Here is a 24,672-nt window from a genome sequence, read left to right on the forward strand (position 1 = left end):
TTACCGGACAAGGGCTTCCGCCGCGATGGCGGCCACGGGTTCGATCCCGAACAGGTTCACGATCCCCGCCACCATGATAACCGACACCGCCACCAGCATCGCCCATTGCGCAGGGGCCATGCGGGACTCGACGCCCTCGGTTTCCTTGCCGAAATACATGAAGAAGACGATGCGGAGGTAGTAGAAGGCCCCGATCACCGAAGCCACCGCCCCGGCCAGCGCCAACCACGTCATATCGGCATCGACCGCCGCTTTCAGCACGTAGAACTTGCCGAAGAAGCCCACCATCGGCGGCACGCCGGCAAGGCTGAACATCAGCACCAGCATGGCCAGTGCCTTCATCGGCTCTTTCTTGGAAAACATGTTCAGGCTGTCGATGCTGGTCACCGGACGCCCGTCCTTTTCCATCGACAGGATGAAGGCAAAGATGCCCACGTTCATCGTCACATAGATCGCCATATAGATCAGCATGGCCTGCACGCCTTCCGCCGTGCCCGCCGCAAGACCGACCAGCGCATAGCCCATATGGGCAATCGACGAATAGGCCATCAGACGCTTGATATCCCGCTGCCCGATGGCCGCCACCGCGCCAAGGAACATCGAAATCACCGCCAATGCCGCCAGCACTTGCGTCCAATCACCGGGGATCGCGCCAAAGGCATCCCAAGACAACCGCGCCAGCAGCGCCATGGCCGCAACCTTCGGTGCCGTCGCGAAGAAGGCCGTCACCGGCGTAGGCGACCCTTCATACACATCCGGCGTCCACATGTGGAAGGGCGCCGCCGACACCTTGAAGGCCAACCCGGCCAGCATGAACACCAGACCGATCAGCAGACCAATCGGCGCGCCATGATGCAGCGACGACAAGATGCCCGAAAACAGCGTCGTGCCGGCATACCCATAGGTCAGCGACGCGCCATAAAGCAGAATGCCCGAAGACAGAGCGCCAAGGACGAAATACTTCAACCCTGCTTCCGTCGACTTCACACTGTCGCGCCGCACCGCCGCCACCACGTAAAGGGCCAGCGATTGCAGCTCGAGCCCGATATACAGCGCCATGAGGTCGCCCGCCGACACCATCATCATCATGCCGACGACCGCAAGCGCCAGCAGGATCGGATATTCGAACCGCAGCAGATCGCGCCGGATCATGTAATCCTGGCTCATGATCAGCACGGCCGCCGCAGAAACAAGGATCATCACCTTGGCAAAGCGCGCGAAGGGATCGTCGATGAACATGCCCCCAAAGGCCGTCCGCTCCCCCACCCCACCTGCGCCGATCCACAAGGCCAGCGCAAGGAACAGCCCCGCCGTGGCCCAGCTGATCAAGGGGGCAGCCTTGTCCTTCGTCGTATAGACCCCGAACATCAGCGCGGCCATCGCATAGACGGCCAGCACCACCTCGGGCAGAACGGTCGAAAAATCTTGCGGCGTCATCTCGAACGTCCCCTCAGTTCTGCGCCAGTTGCGTGCCGTCCACGACGGGCAGCGCAGCCTGGTAATCGGAAATCAGCGCCCCGACACTCGGCCCGATGATATCGGTCACCAAGGACGGATAGACGCCAAGGATCAGCGTCATCGCCACCAGCGGCGCGAAGATCGCCTTCTCGCGGCGGTTCATGTCGGTGATGGATTTCAGCGCTTCCTTCACCAGATCGCCCATGACCACCCGGCGATACAGCCACAGCGCATAGGCCGCCGACAGGATCACCCCCGTCGTCGCCACAGCCGCGACCCATGTGTTCACCTGGAAGATACCCATCAGCGTCAGGAATTCGCCGACGAAGCCCGATGTCCCCGGCAGGCCCACATTGGCCATCGTGAAGAACATGAAGATCAGTGCATAGGCCGGCATCCTGTTCACCAACCCACCATAGGCGTCGATGTCGCGCGTGTGCATCCGGTCATAGATGACGCCAACGCACAGGAACAAGGCGCCTGAGATAAAGCCGTGCGACAGCATCTGGAAGATGGCCCCGTCGATCCCCTGCTGGTTCGCAGTGAAAATCCCCATCGTCACATAGCCCATATGGGCCACCGACGAATAAGCGATCAGCTTCTTCATATCCTGCTGCGCCAGCGCCACCAGCGACGTGTAAACGATGGCAATCGCCGACATCCAGAAGACCAAGGGTGCCAGCAGATCGGACGCCACCGGGAACATCGGCAGGCTGAACCGCAAGAAGCCATAGCCCCCCATCTTCAGAAGGATCGCCGCCAGAACAACCGACCCCGCCGTCGGGGCCTGCACGTGGGCATCGGGCAGCCATGTATGCACCGGCCACATCGGCATCTTCACCGCGAAGGACGCAAAGAAGGCCAGCCATAGCAGCGTTTGCAGGCCGCCCACCACATGGACGCCCAATACCTGCATGTCCTCCGACCCGAAGTTATGCGCCAGAAGCGACGGGATGTCGGTCGTGCCCGCATCCATATACATCGCGATCATGGCAACCAGCATCAGCACCGACCCCAGGAAGGTGTAGAGGAAGAACTTGAAGGCCGCATAGATGCGCTCCTTCCCCCCCCAGATGCCGATGATCAGGAACATCGGGATCAGCCCAGCTTCGAAGAACAAATAGAACAGCACGAGGTCAAGCGCACAGAACACGCCCAGCATCAGCGTTTCCAGCAGAAGGAAGGCGATCATGTATTCCTTCACCCGATGCTCCACCTCCCAGCAGGCCGCGATCGTGATCGGCATCAGGAAGGTCGTCAGCATCACGAACAGGACCGAAATCCCATCCACGCCCATCTTGTACTGCAGGCCAAGGATCCAGTCGTACTCTTCTACGAACTGGAACCCGGTATCAGCCGGGTCGAACCCGAACAGCACAAACAGCGAAACAAGGAAGGTCGCCGTCGTGGCCAGCAGCGCCAGCCATTTCGCATTCCGCTGCGCCGCCGCATCATCCCCGCGCAAGAACAAGGCAAGGATGGCCGCCGCGACAGCCGGAATGAAGGTGATGATGGAGAGGAGGTTTTCCATATCAGTGCGCGCCCCCCGAGAGCGTCATCCACGTGATCAGGGCAGCGATGCCCAGAACCATGGCAAAGGCATAGTGGAACAGGTAGCCGGACTGCGCGCGTGACGCGAGCCGGGTGAAGAACGGGATGATCCCCATGGCAACGCCATTGATCGAACCATCGATCACCGCGCCGTCGCCCTTCTTCCAAAGGAACCCGCCCAGCCATTTTGCAGGCCGCACGAAGATCCAGTCGTAAAGCTCGTCGAAATACCACTTGTTCAGCAGGAACAGGTAAAGCGGGCGCTGCTGCTCGGCCAGCTTGCCGGGCAGGTCCGGACGGCGGATGTAGAACTGGAAGGCCAGAAGGAAGCCAAGGACCATCGCGACGAAGGGCGACACCTTCACCCATTTCGGCACCAGATGCGCCTCGTGCAGCACATGGTTTTCAGGCCCGATGAAGATCGCGCCCTGACCGGGTTCCGGCTGCGGGAAGGCATGCGCCTTCTCACCCTCGCCATGCCCCTCGCCCTCGGACGCCGTCGTGGCGGCATGACCCTCGCCCTCGGTCGCGCCATGGGCCGCATCTTCGCCATGACCAGCATCCGCCATTTGCTCGGCCACAGGCAGCCCGAACCAGCCGCGGACCTTGGCCTCATCGCCAAAGAACACGTTGTACCAGATCATCCCCGAAAACACCGCGCCCAGCGCGAGCACCCCAAGCGGGATCAACATGACCGTCGGGCTTTCATGCGGCTCATGATGCCCATGATCGCCATGCCCGTGATCATCATGCCCGTGATGGCCATGCCCATGCGCCTTGGCCCGGCTCTCGCCATAGAAGGTCAGGAACATCAACCGCCACGAATAGAAAGACGTGAACCCTGCCGCCACAACCAGCAGCCAGAAGGCATAATGGCTGCCCACATAGGCGCTTTCGATCACCGCATCCTTCGACAGGAACCCGGCGAAACCATAATGCGTCAGCGGAATGCCCACGCCCGTGATGGCCAGCGTGCCGATCATCATGGCCCAGAAAGTCAGCGGGATCTTCTTGCGCAGGCCCCCGTAGAACCGCATGTCCTGCTCGTGATGCGTGGCATGGATCACCGACCCCGCGCCAAGGAACAGCATCGCCTTAAAGAAGGCATGCGTGAACAGATGGAACATCGCCACCGAATAGACGCCCACACCCGCCGCCACGAACATGTAGCCAAGCTGCGAACAGGTCGAATAGGCGATCACGCGCTTGATGTCGTTCTGCACCAGACCCACGGTCGCGGCAAAGAAGGCCGTCGTCGCCCCCAGCACCGTGATGAAGGCCGTGGCATGCGGCGCGAATTCGTAGATGGGCGACATCCGGCAGACAAGGAACACCCCTGCCGTCACCATCGTGGCCGCATGGATCAGCGCGGACACGGGCGTCGGCCCCTCCATCGCATCGGGCAGCCATGTATGCAGCAACAGCTGCGCCGATTTCCCCATCGCCCCGATGAACAGCAAAACCCCGATCAGGTTCGCCGCGTTCCATTCCCCCCAAAGGAAGGTCAGGTTCGTCTCGGCCAGGGCGGGTGCAGCCGCAAACACATCGTCAAACCGGATGCTGTCCGTCAGGTAGAACAGCGCGAAAATCCCCAGCGCAAAGCCGAAATCCCCGACCCGGTTCACCACAAAGGCCTTGATCGCCGCCGCATTGGCCGAAGGTTTCTTGTAATAGAACCCGATCAGCAAATAGGACGCGACCCCCACCCCTTCCCAACCGAAGAACATCTGCACCAGATTGTCCGACGTCACCAGCATCAGCATCGAGAAGGTGAAGAAGGACAGATAGGCAAAGAACCGGGCCCGATAGGGCTCATCGTCCCGCCAATTGTCGTCATGCGCCATGTAGCCAAAGGAATAGAGGTGCACGAGCGCCGAGACCGAATTCACCACCACCAGCATGATCGCCGTCAGACGGTCGATGCGGATCGCCCATTCGCTGCCCATGCTGCCGCTTTCGATCCAGCGCATCAGCACGACCTTGTAGGTCTCGCCGTCAAAGGTCAGGAAGATGACCCATGACAAGATCGCCGCCAGAAAGATCAGCGCGGTTGCGATGATCTGCCCGGCCTTCTCGCCGATGAAACGCCAGCCGAAGCCGCAGATCAGCGCGCCGACCAGCGGCGCAAGGAGGATGATCGTTGCCATGGCGGCTTAACCCTTCATCACGTTGACGTCTTCCACGTCGATCGTCCCGCGGTTGCGGAAGAAGACGACGAGGATGGCAAGGCCGATGGCGGCCTCGGCGGCGGCGACGGTCAGGACGAACATGGTAAAGACCTGTCCGACCAGATCGCCCAAATGGGACGAGAAGGCCACGAGGTTGATGTTCACGGACAGAAGCATCAACTCGATCGACATCAGGATCACGATGACATTCTTCCGGTTCAAGAAGATGCCAAAGATCCCAATCACGAACAGCGCCGCGGCGACCGTCAGGTAATGTTCAAGTCCAACCATTCTCGTTCCCTCCGGGCGGATTGCCCGTTCAGTTCGTTTGCGCCGCCCCGGCGGCCAGTTTCGTGCATTGCTCCGCGCCCTGCCCCGCAACGCGGGTGACAGGCACGCCCGCCGCGGCCAGCGCGACCTCGGTTCCTGCCAGATCGGTCAGCCCGACCCTCAGACGCAGCCGCGCCTGTTCCACAGGAACACTGTGATTGTAATCCGCGCCACGCCGCGCCTGATCCGCGCTTTGGCGGATGACGCCCACGCGCAGCGTCGTCAAGTTGCCGCAGTCGATGATCTCCAGCGCCGTCTCGTTATAGCTGTCGCGCCGCGGGCCCTTGCAGACCTCAACATTGGTCTTGGTGACGTAACGCCCGGCCGGATCGCCCAGCTTTGCCACGGTGCCATCGGCCTCGCATTGCGTGGCAAGGCCCATATCCACGGCCTGTTCGTCCGAAATGCAGCCGGCCAGAAGGGCAAGCGTCGAAAGACCCAGAGCCACGGCCAAGCCGCGCCCTGCCTTTCCACCTTGCGTCCACTGTCCAACCATCTTCGGTTCCCTCAGGCCTTCGGCCTTTTTCCTTTTGGGGATGGGCGAACCGCCCATCCTACTCATCCTCAGGTGCGCTCACACGCACCAAAGCCCGTCACAATCCCTGACCGGGCTTCACATCCTTCAATTCCATCGCCTTGGCCGGGTCGCGCCACATCTGCGCCAGCACATTCTGCCGTTTCACATCCTTCCGGTGCCGCAGCGTCAGAAGGATCGCCCCAATCATCGCCACCAGCAGGATCAGGCCCGAAGCCTGGAACAGGTAGATGTACTTGTCATAAAGGATCAGCCCCAGCGCCTTGGTGTTCTCCACCTGACCTGCATCCGGCGCCACCGCCTGCCGCAGACCAAGCGCACCGTCAGCCTGCACCCAAGCCCCCACGCCCAGCCCGATCTGCATCAGGATCACGACCCCGATCAACAACGCCAGCGGCATGTATTTCGCCATCTCGCCCTTCAGGGCCGCGAAATCGATATCCAGCATCATCACGACGAACAGGAACAGCACCGCCACCGCGCCCACATAGACGATGATCAGAAGCATCGCCACGAACTCCGCCCCCAGCAGGACGAAAAGCCCCGCCGAAGACAGGAAAGCAAGGATCAGCCACAGCACCGAATGCACGGGGTTGCGGCTCACCGTCACCAGAAGGCCTGCCGTCACCGTGACGATGGCAAAGGCATAGAAGGCGTAATCAGCAACGCTCATGCGTCTTTCTCCTCGATCTCGCCGAAGACGGACTGGGCAATCTCCAGCGCCTTCTGCATGGCGGGCAGGCCGCCGAACATGCTCATCTGCCAGATCACCTCGGCGATCTCGCGTTGCGTGGCCCCGGCCTCCAGCGCGTGCCGCACCGTCAGCTTCAGCTGCGGCTCGGCCTGCGCGCCCAACACCGTCAGCGCGGCGATGGTCACCAGAAGCCGGGTCTTTGCATCCAGACCTTCGCGGTTGAAGGTCTTGCCGAACCACATCTCCATCATGTCCTTCGACATGGTGGGGAAGAATTGGTCGAACCCCTTCACCTGCATATTCTCCAAGGCAGGATTGAAGGCGCGCACCATTTCCTGGCTGCTTTCCATCATCTGCTGGAACATCTTGGTGAAGGCGTCATTCATTCCGAAAATCCGATCCGTCACCGATAGGGTGCGTCAAGTTCAAGGTTGCGTGCGATCTCCGCTTCCCAGCGGGCGCCGTTCTCCAGAAGCTTTTCCTTGTTGTAGAAAAGCTCTTCCCTCGTCTCGGTCGAAAATTCGAAATTCGGCCCCTCGACGATGGCATCCACCGGGCAGGCCTCTTGGCAGAAGCCGCAATAGATGCACTTGGTCATGTCGATGTCATAGCGCGTGGTCCGACGGCTGCCGTCCTCGCGTGGTTCGGCATCGATGGTGATGGCCTGCGCCGGGCAGACCGCCTCGCACAGCTTGCAGGCAATGCAGCGTTCCTCGCCATTGGGATAACGGCGCAGCGCATGTTCGCCGCGGAACCGGGGCGAAAGCGGGCCCTTCTCATGCGGGTAGTTCAGCGTGGCCTTCGGCGCGAAGAAATACTTCATGCCCAAGGCAAAGCCCTTGATGAAATCCTGCAACAGGAAATAGCGCGTTGCGCGGGTCCAATCGATGTTCGCCATCGTCATCAGCCTCCAATTGCCCAGCGCGCCCAGAAGCCGCCGAAGACCTCGAATTTCGCAAGAAACGCCACGATCACGACCCAGGCCAGCGAAAGCGGCAGGAACACTTTCCAACCGATCCGCATCAGCTGGTCATAGCGGTAGCGGGGCGTGATCGCCTTCACCATGGCAAACAGGAAGAAGAAGAAGGCCATCTTCGCCACCATCCACCACCACCCGTCGGGCAGCCCCGGAATGGGCGACAGCCAGCCGCCGAAGAACAGCAGGCTCAGAAGCGCGCACATCAGATAGATGGCGATATATTCCCCGGCCATGAACAGAAGGAAGGGCGTCGAGGAATATTCCACCATGAACCCCGCCACGAGTTCGGATTCCGCTTCCGGCAGGTCAAAGGGCGGGCGGTTCGTTTCGGCAAGCGCCGACACGAAGAACAGCACCACCATCGGCAGATGCGGCAGCCAGAACCAGTTGAACAGCCCCAGATCACCATCCTGCGCCGCAACGATGGCCGAAAGGTTCATCGACCCCGTGGAAATGATGATCCCGATGATGATCAGGCCCAGCGACACCTCATAGGAAATCATCTGCGCCGCCGACCGCAGCGAACCAAGGAACGGGTATTTGGAGTTTGACGCCCATCCCCCCATGATCACGCCATAAACCTCAAGCGAGGACATGGCGAAGACGAAGAGGATCGCCACGTTGATATTGGCCAGCACCCAGCCATCATCGAAGGGGATCACAGCCCAAGCCATCAGCGCCAGCACGAAGGACAGCATCGGCGCAAGGAAAAAGACCGGACGATCCGCCCCGGCAGGGACCACGATCTCTTTGAAGACGTATTTCGCGGCATCGGCCACGGTCTGCAACAGACCCCACGGCCCCACCACGTTCGGCCCGCGCCGCATCTGCACCGCGGCCCAGATCTTTCGGTCGCCATAAACCAGAAACAGCATCGACAGCATCACGAACCCGACGAGCAGCAGCGCCTGCGCCGCCACCAGAACCGCCGTCCCCGTCCCCGTTGTGAAGAATTCGTTCATGATGCCTTTCCCTCAGACAGTCGGTATGCCCAGCGCTCCGCAATCGCGCACCGTCACTTCGGCGTCGATCGTTCGGAACCCTTCGGGCAGGGCGGCCGAGATGGTATAGACCGCATCCCCCCGCCAGATTGAACCAGTTTGCGCCACGGTCGTCCGCACATGCCGGGCAAAGCCCGCACCACGGATCAGCGCATATTGAGCCGCCGCGCAACGCGCATAGGCCTCTACATCGGCTTTGTCTCGCGCGCCGGTCATCGCCACGCGGAAATTCACCAGATCGCCGTCCAGCAGGATCGTCTCGATCCCCCGATAGCCCGGATCGAAATCCGCGCGCCCGGCGACCTCTGGCCCGGTTGCAGGCGCGCAGGCGGCCAAGGCCGCTGCCGCGACCCCTGCCCTTGCCATGCTGCCGAAGCTCCGCGCCATTCTATGCCTCACTCCGCCGCAAGCGCGGGCTTTGCCCGTTCGGCCGCCATGGCCGACAACTCACCCATCAGGGCCGATGCACGGGCAATCGCGTTGGTCAGATAGAAATCGCGGATCGCAAGCCGGAAATCGGCCTTCGCCGGGGCCTTCACCTCCAGCGCCTGCCACTCGGCCTCTGCCACCTCATCCACCCGTCCCAGATGCGGATGCGCGGCCACCAGTGCGCGGCGCAGCGCCGCCATGCTGTCCCAAGGCAGCGCAGCCCCCAACTCCGCCGACAAGGCCCGCAGGATGGCCCAGTTTTCCTTCGCCTCTCCCGGCGCGAAACCGGCGCGCAGCGCCAGTTGCGGGCGGCCTTCGGTATTCACGAACAGCCCATTTTCTTCCGTCCATGCCGCGCCCGGCAGGATGATGTCGGCGCGCATCGCACCCCGGTCGCCATGGCTGCCCTGATAGATCACGAAGGGCCCGGCCGCGATCTCCACCTCATCGGCGCCAAGGTTATAGATTACCTCCGCCCCTTCGGTGGCCGCCGCCAATCCACCCTCTGTCACCGCCCCCACATCCATCGCGCCCACGCGCGACGCCGCGGTCTGCAGCACCAGAAGCTTCGCCCCTGTCGCGGCGCACAGCGCCATGGCCTGCGAAAGGACCGCCTCGCCATCCGCCTCGTTGATCGCGCCTTGGCCGACGATCACCACGCCGGGCTTGTCCGACGGCTGCGCTGCCGCCACTGCCGCGACCAACGCCGCGCGATCGGTGCCCGCATGGGTGTAATCATAGGTCAGATCGACCGCAGGACCGTACACCGTGACCTGCGCACCGTTCAGCCACGCCTTGCGGATGCGCGCATTCAGAACCGCCGCCTCTACCCGCGGGTTGGTTCCAATCAGGGTAATGGACTTCGCCGCGTCGATATCCTCGATCAGCGCATTGCCCACATAGGCCGAACGATTGCCCACCGGCAGACGCGCCCCATCCGTGCGGCATTCCACATGCCCGCCCAGACCCTCGACCAGTGCCTTCAGCGAATAAACCGCCTCGACCGGTGCCAGATCACCCACCAGCCCGGCAACCCGCTTGCCCTTCATCGCCGCCGCGGCCGCCGCCAGCGCCTCGCCCCAACCCGCTTTCCGCAGCTTGCCATTCTCGCGGATATAAGGCGTATCCAGCCGCTGCCGCCGCAACCCATCCCAGACAAAGCGCGTCTTATCGGAAATCCATTCCTCGTTCACGCCGTCATGGTTGCGCGGCAGGATGCGCATCACTTCGCGCCCCTTCGTATCCACCCGGATATTCGACCCCAGCGCATCCATCACGTCGATGGTTTCCGTCTTGGTCAATTCCCAAGGCCGCGCCGTGAACGCATAGGGCTTCGACGTCAGCGCCCCCACCGGGCACAGGTCGATGATGTTGCCCTGCAAATTGCTGTCGAGCGTCATGTTCAGATAGGATGTGATCTCGCTATCCTCGCCCCGTCCCGTCTGGCCCATCTGCGTGATCCCGGCCACCTCGGTCGTGAACCGCACACAGCGCGTGCAGGAAATGCAGCGCGTCATCTTGGTGGCCACCAGCGGACCAAGGTTCAGGTCATCAGACGCCCGCTTGGGCTCACGATAGCGTGAAAAATCAACGCCATAGGCCATGGCCTGATCCTGCAAATCGCATTCCCCGCCCTGATCGCAGATCGGGCAGTCCAGCGGATGGTTGATCAGCAGAAACTCCATCACGCCCTCGCGGGCCTTCTTCACCATGGGTGATTTGGTCTTCACCACCGCAGGCTCGCCATTCGGACCGGGGCGCAGGTCGCGCACCTGCATCGCGCAAGATGCCGCAGGCTTCGGCGGGCCGCCCACCACTTCCACCAGACACATCCGGCAGTTGCCCGCGATCGACAGCCGCTCGTGATAGCAGAAGCGCGGGATTTCCACGCCCGCCACCTCGGCCGCCTGAATGATCGTCATCGCCGGATCGACCTCGACCACGATCCCGTCGATAGAGATGGCCTTCAGATTAGACATGCGCCTCGTCCTTCCGCATCAGCCGCGCCATGGCGGCACGCAGCCAGCCCGCCGCCCCAAAAGCCGGGCGCGCCGCGTCATCCTTGTTTTCCTTGGTAAAAACCGAAACGCCCTTCATCCGCGCCTCGGTTTCGCGCAGGGCAAGCTTGGGGTCGATATTGCCGTAACACATGATCCCTACTCCGCCGCCACTTGGGCGCAACGGTGGTCCTTCCACAGTTGCGCCTCTTTCAACCAGGTCCAGCCAAAGGCATGGTCGCTGTCCCCATGGGCTTGCAGATGCGCCAGCCGCGCCAGCGCCTCCTCCAGTGTGGGCCGATGCCCCGCAGGCACCCACCACATCACGAAATGCATCTTGCCCAGCACCTCGAACCATTCGGCCCGCCGCTCGTAAAACGCCCGATGTACGGTGTTCCAGACGAAATTCTCCAGCGTCTCGACGCTTTCCCAGACCGTCAGATTGGAAACGAACTGCGGATCGCCATCGATCTTGGCTTCCGTATTCCCCACACCCGGCGCGCCCGACCCTTCCATCATCCACACGAAACCCGGCATCCGCTTGCCCAGACCATTCACCCGGTCCAGCGCCGCCATGAATTCCGCCACGCGCGGATCATCCGTCGGCGCCAGCAGGCGGCCCACATTCAACTCGGCCAGATGCATTCCGGCGGGCGTCATGCGCAGCCCTCCACAAAGACCCAGGCGCCCGCGTCGAACCTGTCATAGATCGATGTGCGCAACTCCCGGCCTTCCGCCGCGCAGGTCTCCAGCGCCACCCGCTTGGCCGCAGCCCCCTCGTGATAGGCGAAAGGCAGCCCTCCATTCGTCACCCGCAAGGGCGCGGACGGCACCGCCGTCCCGCCGCCCTGCGGGGCCGCGCAGGCCGCAAGGCCCAGCGTCAGGGAAAGGGCTGCCGCCATCCGCCTCACTCCGCCGCCACCGCCGACAGGCGGCCCGTCTTCTTGGCCTTGATCCTGTCCTCGATCTCGTCCCGGAAGGCCCGCACAAGGCCTTGGATCGGCCATGCCGCCGCATCGCCAAGGGCGCAGATCGTGTGGCCTTCCACTTGCTTGGTCACGCTCAGCAGCATGTCGATCTCTTCGACCTCCGCATCCCCGCGCACCAAACGGTCCATCACCCGCATCATCCAGCCCGTGCCCTCCCGGCAGGGCGTGCACTGGCCACAGCTTTCATGCTTGTAGAACTTCGACAGCCGCCAGATCGCCTTGATCACATCCGTGGACTGATCCATCACGATAACCGCCGCCGTCCCCAGACCCGACCGCTGCTCGCGCAGCCAGTCGAAATCCATGATCGCGTCATCGCATTGCGCCTGCGTCAGCAAGGGCACCGAAGACCCGCCCGGAATAACGGCCTTCAGGTTCTTCCACCCGCCACGCACGCCGCCGCAATGACGCTCCAGCAATTCCTTCAGCGGGATGGACATCGCCTCTTCCACCACGCAGGGGTTTTCCACATGGCCCGAAATACCAAACAGCTTCGTCCCGGCATTGTTCGGCCGTCCAAAGCCCGCAAACCATTCCGGCCCCCGGCGCAGAATCGTCGGCACCACAGCGATGGATTCAACATTGTTCACTGTGGTCGGGCACCCATAAAGCCCCGACCCCGCCGGGAAGGGCGGCTTCATCCGCGGCATGCCCTTCTTGCCCTCAAGGCTTTCCAAGAGCGCCGTTTCCTCGCCGCAGATATAGGCCCCGGCCCCGTGATGCAGATACAGGTCGAAATCCCAACCCGACTTCGCCGCGTTCTTCCCCAGAAGCCCCGCGTCATAGCATTCGTCGATCGCCGCCTGCAGCGCCTCGCGCTCGCGGATATATTCGCCGCGGATATAGATGTAGCAGGCATTCGCCCCCATCGCGAAGGACGCGATCAGGCATCCCTCGATCAGGGTATGCGGATCGTGCCGCATGATCTCGCGGTCTTTGCAGGTCCCGGGCTCGGACTCGTCGGCATTCACCACCAGATAGGACGGCCGCCCATCGCTTTGCTTGGGCATGAAGGACCACTTCAACCCCGTGGGAAAGCCCGCCCCCCCACGCCCGCGCAGACCCGATGCCTTCACCTGATCGATGATCGTGTCGCGCCCGCGTTTGATGATCTCGGCGGTGCCATCCCAATGGCCACGCTTCTTCGCCCCCGCAAGGCTGCGGTCATGCATCCCGTACAGGTTGGTGAAGATGCGATCCTGATCCTTGAGCATCCCTAGCCCCTCAATTGCCCCGGCGCTTGCGCCAGATTCCGTATGTCACGACCAGCGCCCAGAAAAAGGCCGCCATCGCCGCCAGATCAAAGAGGAAGACAAACCGCGTCTCCCACCCCATCTGACCGCCAAGGTATTGCGCCCCCATCCACAGGATCATCGTCGCGGCAATGACAAAGGCCACAAGCCTTGCCTGCCGCGCGACGTGCATCTCCTCTGGCGTGGGCTTGCGCATCCCCCGGCCTCAGTAATCGTTCGTCTTGGCGCGGCGCAGGAATTCCTCCATCCCCACCTCGCCGATCAGCTTGGCCTGCGCCACCCACTTGTCGCGGGTCACCCGGCCCTTGAACCCTTTCAGGTTGCCATCCATCCACGCCACCTCTGCCGGACCCCAAGCCGCGATCTGGTCAAGGTGATAGATACCATGCTCGTTCAGCAGCTTTTCCATCGCCGGGCCAACGCCTTCGATCACCTTCAGGTCATCCGCCGTGCCACCGCGCGGCGCGGCCAGACCCGCAGGCTTCTGCTCACCCGCCGCAGCCGGGGCCGCCTCAACCACCACAGGCGCAGCCACCGGGGCAGCGGTAACCGCAGCCACCGCAGGTGCCGCTGCCGCGACCGAAGCCGCCGCCTCGGCCTGTGCTACGGGATGCGCCTCGGCCTCGACCTCCGGCTTGGCGATCCGGTCCTCTGCCCCCCAAGGCATACCCAGCACCACCCCCACGCCAACCGTCACCAACGCAGCAAAGAAACCCGATGTCGTATAGTCAAACCCGCCCACAACCTTGGACACGGCAAAGGCGACCACGCCCAGCCCTGCGGCAATGATCCAGCCGCTCAACGACGGCGCGTTCAGATGTTCGACACGTTTCATGGCTTCGTCCCTGTGTTTCAGAGGGTATCACCCCCCGGGTTAAGGTCTTCCGTCAGTCTTTGTCCGTCTTCTTCGCCCGTGGCGCGCGGGGCTTTGCCTCGCCCGCCTCGGCCTTGGGTTTCGCTGCTGCCTTGGGCTTTGCAGCGGCCTTGGCGGCAGGTTTTTCCTCTGCCCCCACCGTCTCTGCGACCTTAGCCTTCGCCGCCGCCTTCGGCTTGCCCAGCCACGGCGTCAGGATCGGCACTTCCGTGCCGTCGATCCGCTTCACCGTATCGCCAATATCCACCGCCAACTGGGCCGAGGCGTTGTATTGCTTCTTCCCGCTTTCAAAATCCTTGAGCGAGGTCAGCCCCGACAAAGGCTCTGCCGCATAGCGGCCATTCTGCGGGCCCGGCACCGGAACCTCGCCCTTGGAAAACCGCGCGATCAACTCGCGCAGCTTTTCCGCCGTCAGGTCCTCGTAGTAGTCCTTGCCGATCTGGGCCATGGGCGCATTGGCACAGGCACCCATGCATTCCACCTCTTCCCAAGAAAACTTGCCGTCCTTCGAAAGAGTATGCGGCGCGGGCGCGATCAATTCCTTACAGACCGCGATCAACTCTTCCGCCCCGCAGATCATGCAGGACGTGGTGCCGCAAATCTGCACATGCGCCACGCTGCCCACGGGCTGCAACTGGAACATGAAATAGAAGGTCGCCACTTCCAGCGCCCGGATATAGGCCATGCCCAGCATATCCGCGACATGCTCGATCGCCGGACGGGTCAGCCACCCTTCCTGCTCTTGCGCGCGCCACAACAGCGGGATGATCGCACTGGCCTGACGGCCTTCGGGATATTTCGAAATCTGCCCCTTGGCCCATTCCAGATTGGCGGGCGTGAAGGCAAAGCTTTCAGGCTGAACAGGATGCAGGCGGCGCAGCATTAGCGGTCGATCTCCCCGAACACGACATCCATCGTGCCGATGATGGCGGATACGTCGGCAAGCTGATGCCCCTTGCAGATGTAATCCATGGATTGCAGGTGCAGATACCCCGGCGCGCGGATCTTGGCGCGATAGGGTTTGTTGGTGCCATCGGCCACCAGATAGACGCCGAATTCGCCTTTCGGCGCCTCGACACAGGCATAGACCTCGCCCGCCGGCACGTGGAACCCTTCGGTGTAAAGCTTGAAGTGGTGGATCAGCGCCTCCATCGAGGTCTTCATCTCCCCCCGCTTCGGCGGCGTCACCTTGCCCCGCGCCAGAATGTCGGTCTTGGCCGCAGGCTCGCGCAGCTTGGCGCAGGCCTGCCGGATGATAGAGGTCGACTCCCGCATCTCGGCCATCCGGCAGAGATAGCGGTCATAGCAATCGCCATTCTTGCCCACCGGGATCTTGAAGTCGAATTCGTCATAGCACTCATAGGGCTGCGACCGCCGCAGGTCCCATGCAAGGCCCGACCCGCGCACCATGACGCCGGAATAGCCCCAATTCTGGATATCCTCTTCCGTGACAATCCCGATATCGGCGTTGCGCTGCTTGAAGATGCGGTTTTCCGTCAAGAGCCCGTCAATATCATCCAGCACGCGCGGGAAAGCCTCGGCCCATGCGTCGACATCGTCGATCAATTGCGGCGGCAGGTCCTGATGCACGCCACCGGGCCGGAAATAGGCCGCATGCAACCGCGCCCCGCAGGCGCGCTCGTAAAAGACCATCAGCTTTTCGCGCTCTTCGAACCCCCAAAGCGGCGGGGTCAGCGCGCCGACGTCCATCGCCTGCGTGGTCACGTTCAGCAGATGGTTCAACACCCGCCCGATTTCCGAATAAAGCACGCGGATCAGGCTTGCCCGGCGCGGCACGACCGTGCCCGTCAGCCGCTCGATCGCCAAACACCAGGCATGTTCCTGATTCATCGGCGCGACGTAATCCAGCCGGTCGAAATAGGGCAGGTTCTGAAGATAGGTCCGGCTTTCCATCAACTTTTCGGTGCCGCGATGCAAAAGCCCGATATGCGGATCGCAGCGCTCCACGATCTCGCCATCCAGCTCCAGCACCAGACGCAGCACACCATGCGCCGCCGGGTGCTGCGGCCCGAAATTGATGTTGAAATTGCGGATCTTCTGTTCGCCCGTCAGCGCGTCGTCAAAGCTGCCGTCCATCGTCCTACCTCGCATAGCGTGCCGCCCGCCCGTCACCGGACAGGCCCGCGCCCTCAGGCCTTTTTCTCGTCACCGGGAAGGATGTATTCGGCCCCTTCCCACGGGCTCATGAAATCGAATTGCCGATATTCCTGCACCAGCTTCACGGGTTCATAGACCACCCGCTTCTGCGCCTCGTCATAACGGACCTCGGTATAGCCCGTGGTCGGGAAATCCTTGCGCAGCGGATAGCCCCGAAACCCGTAATCCGTCAGGATGCGGCGCAGGTCGGGATGCCCCGAAAACAGGATGCCGAACATGTCGAACACTTCCCGCTCGAACCAGTTCGCGCTGGGATGGATGTCGTTCAGCGACGGCACCATATCCTCTTCGCCCACCGCAACTTTCAGCCGGATACGGTGGTTCTGATACATCGACAGGAAGTGGTAGACGACGTCGAACCGCTCTGCCCGGTTCGGATGATCCACCGCCGTGATATCGACCAGCGAGGTGAAACGGCAGGCGCTGTCGGTGCGCAGGAATTCCACCAGCGCCTCCAGATGCGCCAGCGCCACATCCAGCGTCAACTCACCAAAAGCCACGCGCGATCCCAGCACCGCATCGGGCTGCTTGAACCCGATATGGGCCGCCAGTTCCTCAAGGGCTTCGGACATGCTCTGCCCTCCTCAACGCGAAATGGTGCCAGTGCGGCGGATCTTCCGCTGCAACTGCAAGATACCGTAAAGCAAAGCCTCTGCCGTGGGCGGGCAGCCTGGCACATAGACATCGACCGGAACCACCCGGTCACAGCCCCGCACGACGGAATAGGAATAGTGGTAATAGCCCCCACCATTCGCGCAGGACCCCATCGAGATCACATAGCGCGGCTCGGGCATCTGGTCGTAAACCTTGCGCAGCGCAGGCGCCATCTTATTGGTCAGCGTGCCCGCCACGATCATCAGGTCCGATTGCCGGGGCGAGGCGCGCGGCGCCGTCCCGAACCGCTCCAGATCATAGCGCGGCATGGAGGTATGCATCATCTCCACCGCACAGCAGGCCAGACCGAAGGTCATCCAATGCAAGGACCCGATCCGCGCCCAATTGATGATGTCCTCGGTCGAGGTCAGCAGGAACCCCTTGTCCTGCAATTCCCGGTTCAGCGCCTGGACCGCGACCTCATGATCGCCACCCGCCTGGTTCAGGGATGTGCTCACTCCCATTCCAGCGCTCCTTTCTTCCATTCATAGGCAAAGCCGACGGTCAGGATCGCAAGGAAGACGATCATCGACCAGAAGGCCGTCATGCTGATCTCGCCAAAGGCCACAGCCCAAGGGAATAGGAAGGCAACCTCTAGGTCGAAGATGATGAAGAGGATCGACACAAGGTAGAAGCGCACGTCGAACTTCATCCGCGCGTCATCGAATGCGTTGAACCCGCATTCATAGGCCGACACCTTCTCAGGGTCCGGCCGCCGCACCGCCAGCACCGCTGCGGCCAGCATCAGGACAAGCCCAAGCCCCACCGCCAATGCTAGAAGAATGAGTATGGGAAGATACTCTCGGAGGATTGGGTCCACGAGGCGCTCCTTCGGCTGGCGACATGCGAGCTGCGACCACTTCCGGGCCGCTTGTTCTCTTGGCGCACCGTTTACTCTTCCCCCCGCCCGCGGTCAACCGAAGGCAGGCCGAAAAAGCCCACATGCGACAAGGGATTCCGCAAATTGTATGCAACGGCACACCGGGAAATCCGGCCCGACAGCCCCCCGCACCCGCACCATGACGGGCCGAGTCGCCCGCAGCTTTCTCAGTTTGCCACTGGCAAGGCCGTGCCGCTTGCGCTTCACTCGCCGTAACACCTGCGAAAGGAAGGCCAAATGCGTCACACCGCCCCCCTCGCCCTGCTCCTCGCTTCGCTCATCCCCGCGCCGGCTATGGCCGAAGAGGTGGGCCGCGTCGGCGTCGATTGGATCGGCAATGACATCCTGATCGAGGCACTCCCCGACCCAGAGGTCACAGGCGTCACCTGCCATCTGGCCTATTTCGAACGCTCGACGCTGGACCGCCTTATGCAGGGCAACTGGTTTGAGGACCCGTCGAATTCCTCCATCGCCTGCCGCCAGACCGGGCCGATCACGCTGGGCGAGATCGACCGCAGCGCTGCGGGAGAGGAAATCTTCTCCGAACGCCAGTCCCTTCTTTTGAAATCCCTTTCGGTCACGCGCATCTATGATGCGCAGAACAACACGCTGATCTACGTGGCCCATGCGCGGGAAGTGACCGAAGGCTCGGCCAAGATGTCGATCTCAACTGTCCCTCTCTGGCACCCCGCCCAACCCTAGGCCGCAGAATTTTCGCAGAAAATTCTGCGAGGCCCGAAAATTTTTCGAAGAAAAATTTTCCCGATCCTGCCCCGCAGGATCGCCCCAGAAAAATTTTCGTCCGAAAATTTTTCGCCCCCGCTCAATCTGCCAAGGGCACCGCCACGGCCGCCTCTTCACCCGATTGCTGAACCGCCAGCACTTCGTTCTTGATGATCCGCGCGATCAGCGCGCAATCCTCTGCCGTAAAGGTCAGCGGCACGCGCATATCGATCAACCCCGCCAAGACCCGATCTGTCGCGGGCAGGGGCGTGGGCGAAGCATAGCGCCAATGGTCGTAACGGCTGGTAAAGGCCACAGGCTCGGGCGCTCCGAACCATTTTAGCTCCACGCCTCGGCCCGCGCAGCGCGCAATCAGCGCGCGGATGCGGCCTTCGGGCCAATCGGGCAGCCGGAACTGGAAAGACGACCCGACATAAAGCTCCTCCTCCGGCCGCGGGATCAGCCGCAGCCCGGGCACCGCCTCCAGCCCCGCCTCCAACCTTCGGTAAAGCGCGCCCCAGCGCGCCACCCGCTCCTCCAGCTGCGTCAACTGAGGCCGCAGGATCGCCGCGCGCAGATTGTCCATCCGGCCCGAGATATTGGGAACCTCCAGCCGCAGCCCCTCGAACACTTCCGGCGCGGGTGCCGCACGATGGCGGGCATAAAGCATATAGGACCCCGACAGCAGCACCGCCCGTGCCGCCACCTCGGCATCGTCGGTGATGATGAACCCGCCCTCGCCCGAATTCACATGCTTGTAGGTCTGCATAGAATAGCAGCCCACGCGCCCATGCCGCCCCGACGGCACGCCTTTCCAGCGCGCCCCCATCGTATGGGCGCAATCCTCCACCACCATCACCCTCAGCCCATCGCACAGGGCCATAAGCCGGTCCATGTCGCAGACATGCCCCCGCATATGGGACAGAAGCAGCACCTTCGCCCCGCTCGCCTTCGCCTGCCGCTCCAGATGGGTCAGATCAATCGTCAGGTCCTCCGTCACCTCCACAAAGACGGGACGCGCGCCGATGGAGGCAATCGCCCCCGGCACCGGGGCCAGCGTGAAGGCGTTCGACAGCACCGCATCCCCAGCCGTCACCCCCACCGCCCGCAATGCACAGGCCATGGCATAGCCGCCCGAAGCCACCGCAAGGCAGTAGCGCGCGCCGGTCAGGGCCGCGAATTCCTCTTCCAGCAGCGCGGTTTCTGCCACTTCGCCCGGCGCGGTGTTATAGCGGTGCAGCCGCCCGTGGCGCAGCACCTCCAGCGCCGCCGCAATCCCCTCTTCGGGGATCGGCTCTTGCTGGGTGAAACTTCCCGTGAACCGCTCCGAACCCTCGCCTGCCCCATCCATCAGCGCACCAGCCTTTCCGCCAGTTCCGGCAGATCATCGAAATGATCCAGCAGAGCCTCCGGGTCAAGCCGCGTGATCCTTCGCCCTTCGGGACCAAAGGTCACAAGCGCGACAGGCACCCCCGCCGCGATGCCCGTTTTGCGGTCCGTCTCTGTATCCCCCACCAGCATCGACCGCGCCACCACGCCCCCCGCCCGCGTCACCGACGCGACATAGGGCGCCGCGTCCGGCTTGCGCACGGGCAGTGTATCCGCGCCGACCAGTGCATCGAACAGACCCCTGACGCCCAACTGCCCGACCAATGTTTCCGCCAGACCCTCTGGCTTATTGGTGCAGATCGCCGTGGCAAAACCCCGCGCGCGCAGCCGCTCGACCGCCGCCACCGCGCCCGGATAAAGCCGCGTCTCGCGGCAGATTCCCTCGGCATAGGCCGCCAAAAGCCGGGGATATTGCGCATCGACCACCGCCTCTGCCCCCTCCAGCCCCAAGCGCGCGAACCCCAGCCGCAGCATCGCCCGCCCGCCATGAAAGGCCGTCAGCGCATCCCCCGCGCCCAGCACATCGCCATGCCCCAAGTCGCGAAAACAGGCATTGGCCGCCGCCAGAAGATCGGCGGATGTATCGGCCAAGGTGCCGTCCAGATCAAAGACCACCGTCCGCCGCTCTTGCAACACCGCGTAACCCTCCGTGAAGCGGGCCTCCCTTGCGGCCCGCACGGATGGGGGTAAAACGGGCGGCAAAAGAAGGAAAGGGGCAGCATGCCGGTTTCGCTTATCGTTCTCGCCGCGGGTCAGGGCACGCGGATGAATTCCGACCTGCCCAAGGTCCTGCATCAGGTGGGGGCGGCCCCGCTGCTGCACCACGCGCTTGCCGCAGGCCGCGCGCTGGACCCCGAAGCCACCATCGTCGTCACCGGCCATGGCGCGGAACAGGTGGCGCAATCCGCCCGCGCCTTCGACCCCGATATCCAGACCGCCCTGCAATCCGAACAGAAGGGCACCGCCCATGCTGTCCTGCAAGCCGCGCCGCTTTTGGAAGGCGTGCCGGGTGATGCTCTTGTCCTTTATGGCGACACGCCCTTCATCCGCCCCGAAACCCTGCAAGCCATGCGCGACGCCCGCCGTCGTCATGCCGTCGTCGTGCTGGGCTTCCACGCCGCTGATCCGGGCCGCTATGGCCGCCTGATCGCCGAAGGCGACACGCTTCACCGCATCGTCGAATGGAAAGACGCAACCGAGGAGGAGCGTGCCGTCACGCTGTGCAACTCCGGCGTCCTCTGCGCCGACGCGGCGACGCTGATGCGCCTCTGCGCCGCCGTCGGCAATGCCAACGCCTCCGGCGAATATTACCTGCCCGATGTCGTGGCGCTGGCCCGGGCCGAGGGGCTTTCCGCTGGCCTCATCCTCTGCGACGAATCCGAAACGCTGGGCATCAACACCCGCGCCGAGCTTGCCCGCGCCGAGGCCGCCTTCCAATCCCGCGCCCGGACCGAGGCGCTGGAAAACGGCGTCACCTTGACCGCGCCGGAAACCGTGTTCTTCGCGCTCGACACCCATATCGGCCGAGATGCCATCATCGGCCCCAACGTGATCTTCGGCCCCGGCGTCACGATTGAATCAGGGGCCGAGGTGAAGGGCTTCTGCCATCTCGAAGGCTGCCACATCTCACGCGGTGCCACCGTCGGCCCCTTCGCCCGCCTGCGCCCCGGCGCGGAACTGGCCGAAGATGTCCATGTCGGCAATTTCGTGGAAATCAAGAACGCCATACTCGACGAAGGCGTGAAGGTTGGCCACCTGACCTATCTGGGCGACGCTGATGTCGGAGAGCATACCAATATCGGCGCAGGCACCGTCACCTGCAATTATGACGGGGTCATGAAGCACCGCACCAAGATCGGCAAACGCGCCTTCATCGGATCGGACACCATGCTCGTCGCCCCTGTCACGGTGGGCGACGATGCCCTGACCGGGTCGGGGTCCGTCATCACCGAAGACATCCCCGCCGAGGCCGTGGCACTGGGGCGCGCGAAACAGGTCAACAAACTGGGGCTCGCCCCCAAATTGTTCGAAAAGTTAAAGTCTATAAAAGCCAACAAGGCAAAAGGGCAGTAAAAATGTGCGGAATTGTAGGGGTCCTTGGGAACCACGAGGCAGCGCCGCTGCTGGTCGAGGCGCTGAAACGCCTTGAATATCGCGGCTATGACAGTGCCGGGATCGCCACCGTCAACGCTGGCCGTCTGGACCGTCGCCGCGCTGTGGGCAAGCTAGTCAACCTCTCCGACATGCTGGTTCACCAACCGCTCGCCGGGAAATCCGGCATCGGCCATACCCGCTGGGCCACCCATGGCGCGGCCACCGTGACCAATGCCCATCCCCACCGCGCCGGCCCCGTCGCCGTCGTCCATAACGGGATCATCGAGAATTTCCGCGAACTGCGCGAAGAACTCGCCGCCGCCGGTTATGTGCAGGAATCCGAAACCGATACCGAAACCATCGCCCTTCTTGCCCAACTCCACATGGACCGTGGCGCAACCCCGGTCGAGGCCGCGCGCCAGACGCTCCACCGCCTGCAAGGCGCCTTCGCGCTCTGCTTCCTTTTCGATGGGCAGGACGATCTGATGATCGCCGCCCGCAAGGGCAGCCCGCTCGCCATCGGCCATGGCAAGGGCGAGATGTTCGTCGGCTCCGACGCCATCGCGCTGGCCCCGCTCACCGACCGGATCACCTATCTGGAGGAAGGGGATTGGGCCATCCTCACCCGGCAGGGGGCCGAGATTTTCGATGCTCATGACCGCCGCGCCAACCGCGCCGAGACCCGCATCCAGATCGAAGCCACGCGCATCGAAAAGGCGGGTTTCAAGCATTTCATGGCCAAGGAAATCGCCGAACAACCCGTCGTCATCGCCGACGCGCTCAAACATTACATCGGCACCGATGGCACCAGCCTGAACCTCCCGCCCGAGGTGGATTTCGCCACCGTCGACCGCATCACCATGGTCGCCTGCGGCACAGCCTCCTATGCCTGCCATGTCGCGAAATACTGGTTCGAACAGATCGCGGGCCTGCCTGCCGAAATCGACATCGCGTCGGAATTCCGCTACCGCGAACCGCCGCTTTCCCCCACCTCATGGGCGCTTTTCGTCAGCCAGTCGGGCGAAACCGCCGACACGCTGGCCGCCCTTCGCTATGCCAAGGATCACGTCGCCAAAACCGTTTCCGTGGTCAACGTCCCCACTTCTTCCATCGCGCGGGAAAGCGATTTGTCGCTGCCCATCCTTGCCGGTGTCGAGGTGGGCGTCGCCTCTACCAAGGCCTTCACCTGCCAGCTCACCGTTCTTGCCCTTCTCGCCCTCAAGGCGGCGGTGGATCGCGGCAGGCTGGATGCCGCGGGCCTTGCCACCCACCTCTCGGCCCTGCGCAACCTGCCGGGTCTGATGAACCACGCCCTTAGCCTGTCGCAAGCCATCGCCGATATCGCCGAAGAATTGGCCGAGGCGCAGGATATCCTCTTCCTTGGCCGCGGGGCGATGTATCCCATGGCCCTTGAGGGAGCGCTGAAACTCAAGGAAATCAGCTACATCCACGCCGAAGGTTATGCATCAGGTGAACTGAAACACGGCCCCATCGCGCTCATCGATGCCCGCGTCCCCGTCATCGTCATGGCCCCGCGCGACGCGCTTTTCGAAAAGACGGTGTCGAACATGCAAGAGGTGATGGCCCGCCACGGCAAGGTCCTCCTCATCTCGGATGCACAAGGCGTGGCCGAGGCAGGCAGCGGCACATGGGCCACCCTCACCCTGCCCGAGGCGCCCCCTGCCTTCGCCCCCATCCTCTATGCGGTTCCGGCGCAACTCCTCGCCTATCACACCGCCATCGCCAAGGGCACAGATGTGGACCAGCCGCGCAATCTGGCGAAATCGGTGACGGTGGAATGATCCCCACCGAAACAGCACTCGCCGAACTCCACGCGCTGGCCGATCCGGCAAAGGCCGCCGAGATGGCGGCCTATCACAAGGCCCCGCGCCCCTATCTCGGCATCCCCGTTCCCCTGATCGAGGAACGGGTCGCCGACTGGCGCGCGGCCCTCTCTGTGGGAGACCGCACCGCCCTTGCCGCCGCGCTATGGGAGACGGATATCCACGAAGCCCGCGTCGCCGCCGCCAAACTCCTGACCCAAGCCCGACTGCGTCCCGATGGCCCCGCATGGGACTTGATCTGCCATTGGACCCAAAGCTTCGACGCATGGGCCTTGGCCGATCACGCCACCATCGCTGGGCAGAAACGCCTGCTCGCCGATCCCGCGCGGATCGACACGGTCGAAGACTGGACGCAAAGCCCCAATATGTGGACGCGCCGTGCGGCCCTTGTCATCACCCTGCCCTATGCCAAGATGAACCACCCCAAAGCGGGCGATCTTGCCATCCGCGACCGCGCCCTTGCTTGGGCCGAAACCTATATCCAAGACCGCGACTGGTTCATCCAGAAGGCCATCGCATGGTGGCTGCGTGACCTTTCGAAACACGACGCCGCCCGCACCCGCGCCTTCCTCGACGGCCCCGGCACCGCATTGAAATCCTTCGCCCGCAAAGAAGCCGCGCGCCATCTGGCCTGACCGCCCGCAACAGGAAA

The 24,672-nt window shown here is 63.0% G+C and carries 27 protein-coding genes and 1 pseudogene; 4 read left to right on the top strand and 24 right to left on the bottom strand.

Features of this window, described 5'->3' with window-relative positions; genetic code table 11:
- The 22 genes and pseudogenes from nuoN to QF092_RS06350 form a co-directional block, all read right to left on the bottom strand.
- Nucleotides 1–1,437 carry an NADH-quinone oxidoreductase subunit NuoN gene (nuoN, locus tag QF092_RS06245; RefSeq protein ID WP_281468634.1) on the bottom strand — a complete coding sequence of 479 codons (1,437 nt, stop codon included), beginning with the start codon at nt 1,435–1,437 and terminating at the stop codon, nt 1–3.
- A 13-nt stretch (nt 1,438–1,450) separates the two neighbouring features.
- A complete protein-coding gene (locus tag QF092_RS06250) occupies nt 1,451–2,989 on the bottom strand; it encodes an NADH-quinone oxidoreductase subunit M (RefSeq protein WP_281468636.1) in 1,539 nt (512 codons plus the stop codon).
- Nucleotide 2,990: 1 nt separating this feature from the next.
- On the bottom strand, nt 2,991–5,156 hold the full coding sequence (gene nuoL / locus QF092_RS06255) for an NADH-quinone oxidoreductase subunit L (protein ID WP_281468638.1): 2,166 nt from the start codon (nt 5,154–5,156) through the stop codon (nt 2,991–2,993).
- 6 nt (nt 5,157–5,162) lie between these two features.
- Nucleotides 5,163–5,468, bottom strand: a complete 306-nt coding sequence (gene nuoK / locus QF092_RS06260; RefSeq protein ID WP_023665161.1) for an NADH-quinone oxidoreductase subunit NuoK — start codon at nt 5,466–5,468, stop codon at nt 5,163–5,165.
- Between the two features lie 28 nt (nt 5,469–5,496).
- A complete protein-coding gene (locus tag QF092_RS06265; RefSeq protein ID WP_281468642.1) occupies nt 5,497–6,003 on the bottom strand; it encodes a hypothetical protein in 507 nt (168 codons plus the stop codon).
- Between the two features lie 97 nt (nt 6,004–6,100).
- Entirely contained in the window at nt 6,101–6,715 is a 615-nt protein-coding gene (locus tag QF092_RS06270) for an NADH-quinone oxidoreductase subunit J (RefSeq protein ID WP_281468644.1), read from the bottom strand.
- Nucleotides 6,712–7,122: a carboxymuconolactone decarboxylase family protein gene (locus QF092_RS06275; RefSeq protein WP_281468645.1), complete on the bottom strand. Its 411-nt coding sequence runs from the start codon at nt 7,120–7,122 to the stop codon at nt 6,712–6,714. The genes QF092_RS06270 and QF092_RS06275 overlap by 4 nt, the downstream gene beginning before the upstream one ends.
- A 17-nt stretch (nt 7,123–7,139) precedes the next feature.
- Complete coding sequence (nuoI, locus tag QF092_RS06280; RefSeq protein ID WP_101920862.1) at nt 7,140–7,634, bottom strand: NADH-quinone oxidoreductase subunit NuoI; 495 nt, start codon at nt 7,632–7,634, stop codon at nt 7,140–7,142.
- A 5-nt stretch (nt 7,635–7,639) separates the two neighbouring features.
- The gene (gene nuoH / locus QF092_RS06285; RefSeq protein WP_281468647.1) at nt 7,640–8,677 is read right to left on the bottom strand and encodes an NADH-quinone oxidoreductase subunit NuoH; all 1,038 of its coding nucleotides are present in this window, start codon (nt 8,675–8,677) and stop codon (nt 7,640–7,642) included.
- Nucleotides 8,678–8,689: 12 nt separating this feature from the next.
- Nucleotides 8,690–9,103, bottom strand: coding sequence for a hypothetical protein (locus tag QF092_RS06290; protein ID WP_281468649.1), 414 nt, complete (start codon nt 9,101–9,103; stop codon nt 8,690–8,692).
- Between the two features lie 8 nt (nt 9,104–9,111).
- Nucleotides 9,112–11,124 carry an NADH-quinone oxidoreductase subunit NuoG gene (gene nuoG, locus QF092_RS06295; protein ID WP_281468651.1) on the bottom strand — a complete coding sequence of 671 codons (2,013 nt, stop codon included), beginning with the start codon at nt 11,122–11,124 and terminating at the stop codon, nt 9,112–9,114.
- Nucleotides 11,117–11,296, bottom strand: coding sequence for a hypothetical protein (locus tag QF092_RS06300; RefSeq protein ID WP_281468653.1), 180 nt, complete (start codon nt 11,294–11,296; stop codon nt 11,117–11,119). Before QF092_RS06300 ends, nuoG begins: the two co-directional genes overlap by 8 nt.
- Before the next feature lie 5 nt (nt 11,297–11,301).
- Nucleotides 11,302–11,802: a DUF3291 domain-containing protein gene (locus tag QF092_RS06305; RefSeq protein ID WP_281468655.1), complete on the bottom strand. Its 501-nt coding sequence runs from the start codon at nt 11,800–11,802 to the stop codon at nt 11,302–11,304.
- Nucleotides 11,799–12,044, bottom strand: a complete 246-nt coding sequence (locus tag QF092_RS06310; RefSeq protein ID WP_281468657.1) for a hypothetical protein — start codon at nt 12,042–12,044, stop codon at nt 11,799–11,801. Before QF092_RS06310 ends, QF092_RS06305 begins: the two co-directional genes overlap by 4 nt.
- 5 nt (nt 12,045–12,049) lie before the next feature.
- Complete coding sequence (nuoF, locus tag QF092_RS06315) at nt 12,050–13,345, bottom strand: NADH-quinone oxidoreductase subunit NuoF (protein ID WP_281468659.1); 1,296 nt, start codon at nt 13,343–13,345, stop codon at nt 12,050–12,052.
- Nucleotides 13,346–13,355: 10 nt separating this feature from the next.
- Nucleotides 13,356–13,580: a DUF5337 domain-containing protein gene (locus QF092_RS06320; protein WP_281468661.1), complete on the bottom strand. Its 225-nt coding sequence runs from the start codon at nt 13,578–13,580 to the stop codon at nt 13,356–13,358.
- A 9-nt stretch (nt 13,581–13,589) separates the two neighbouring features.
- Nucleotides 13,590–14,219 carry an NADH:ubiquinone oxidoreductase gene (locus tag QF092_RS06325; protein ID WP_281468663.1) on the bottom strand — a complete coding sequence of 210 codons (630 nt, stop codon included), beginning with the start codon at nt 14,217–14,219 and terminating at the stop codon, nt 13,590–13,592.
- 67 nt (nt 14,220–14,286) lie between these two features.
- A pseudogene (gene nuoE / locus QF092_RS06330) lies at nt 14,287–15,141 on the bottom strand (NADH-quinone oxidoreductase subunit NuoE); the annotation flags it as partial.
- Nucleotides 15,141–16,355, bottom strand: coding sequence for an NADH-quinone oxidoreductase subunit D (locus tag QF092_RS06335; protein ID WP_281468665.1), 1,215 nt, complete (start codon nt 16,353–16,355; stop codon nt 15,141–15,143). The gene QF092_RS06335 and the pseudogene nuoE, both read right to left, overlap by 1 nt.
- A 53-nt stretch (nt 16,356–16,408) precedes the next feature.
- Nucleotides 16,409–17,008 carry an NADH-quinone oxidoreductase subunit C gene (locus QF092_RS06340; RefSeq protein WP_281468667.1) on the bottom strand — a complete coding sequence of 200 codons (600 nt, stop codon included), beginning with the start codon at nt 17,006–17,008 and terminating at the stop codon, nt 16,409–16,411.
- A 12-nt stretch (nt 17,009–17,020) separates the two neighbouring features.
- Nucleotides 17,021–17,554, bottom strand: coding sequence for a NuoB/complex I 20 kDa subunit family protein (locus tag QF092_RS06345; RefSeq protein ID WP_281468669.1), 534 nt, complete (start codon nt 17,552–17,554; stop codon nt 17,021–17,023).
- Nucleotides 17,545–17,910, bottom strand: a complete 366-nt coding sequence (locus QF092_RS06350) for an NADH-quinone oxidoreductase subunit A (RefSeq protein ID WP_281468671.1) — start codon at nt 17,908–17,910, stop codon at nt 17,545–17,547. The genes QF092_RS06345 and QF092_RS06350 overlap by 10 nt, the downstream gene beginning before the upstream one ends.
- 297 nt (nt 17,911–18,207) lie before the next feature.
- Between QF092_RS06350 and QF092_RS06355 the strand changes: the two genes are divergently transcribed.
- Entirely contained in the window at nt 18,208–18,672 is a 465-nt protein-coding gene (locus QF092_RS06355; RefSeq protein WP_281468673.1) for a CreA family protein, read from the top strand.
- Nucleotides 18,673–18,793: 121 nt separating this feature from the next.
- Here QF092_RS06355 and QF092_RS06360 read toward each other — a convergent pair whose 3' ends face one another.
- Both QF092_RS06360 and QF092_RS06365 read right to left on the bottom strand, forming a co-directional pair.
- Nucleotides 18,794–20,044: a DegT/DnrJ/EryC1/StrS family aminotransferase gene (locus tag QF092_RS06360; RefSeq protein WP_281468675.1), complete on the bottom strand. Its 1,251-nt coding sequence runs from the start codon at nt 20,042–20,044 to the stop codon at nt 18,794–18,796.
- Nucleotides 20,044–20,760, bottom strand: coding sequence for an HAD family hydrolase (locus QF092_RS06365; protein ID WP_281468677.1), 717 nt, complete (start codon nt 20,758–20,760; stop codon nt 20,044–20,046). Before QF092_RS06365 ends, QF092_RS06360 begins: the two co-directional genes overlap by 1 nt.
- Nucleotides 20,761–20,802: 42 nt before the next feature.
- On the opposite strand from QF092_RS06365, the gene glmU reads away from it, so the two are divergent.
- The 3 genes from glmU to QF092_RS06380 are packed head-to-tail and all read left to right on the top strand — an operon-like array spanning nt 20,803 to nt 24,655.
- Nucleotides 20,803–22,155 carry a bifunctional UDP-N-acetylglucosamine diphosphorylase/glucosamine-1-phosphate N-acetyltransferase GlmU gene (gene glmU, locus QF092_RS06370; protein ID WP_281468679.1) on the top strand — a complete coding sequence of 451 codons (1,353 nt, stop codon included), beginning with the start codon at nt 20,803–20,805 and terminating at the stop codon, nt 22,153–22,155.
- A gap of 2 nt (nt 22,156–22,157) precedes the next feature.
- A complete protein-coding gene (gene glmS, locus QF092_RS06375) occupies nt 22,158–23,978 on the top strand; it encodes a glutamine--fructose-6-phosphate transaminase (isomerizing) (RefSeq protein WP_281468681.1) in 1,821 nt (606 codons plus the stop codon).
- Entirely contained in the window at nt 23,978–24,655 is a 678-nt protein-coding gene (locus tag QF092_RS06380) for a DNA alkylation repair protein (RefSeq protein ID WP_420026529.1), read from the top strand. The genes glmS and QF092_RS06380 overlap by 1 nt, the downstream gene beginning before the upstream one ends.
- The last annotated feature ends 17 nt before the right edge of the window (nt 24,656–24,672 follow it).

It is taken from the genome of Fuscovulum ytuae, assembly GCF_029953595.1.
GTDB lineage: Bacteria > Pseudomonadota > Alphaproteobacteria > Rhodobacterales > Rhodobacteraceae > Paragemmobacter > Paragemmobacter ytuae.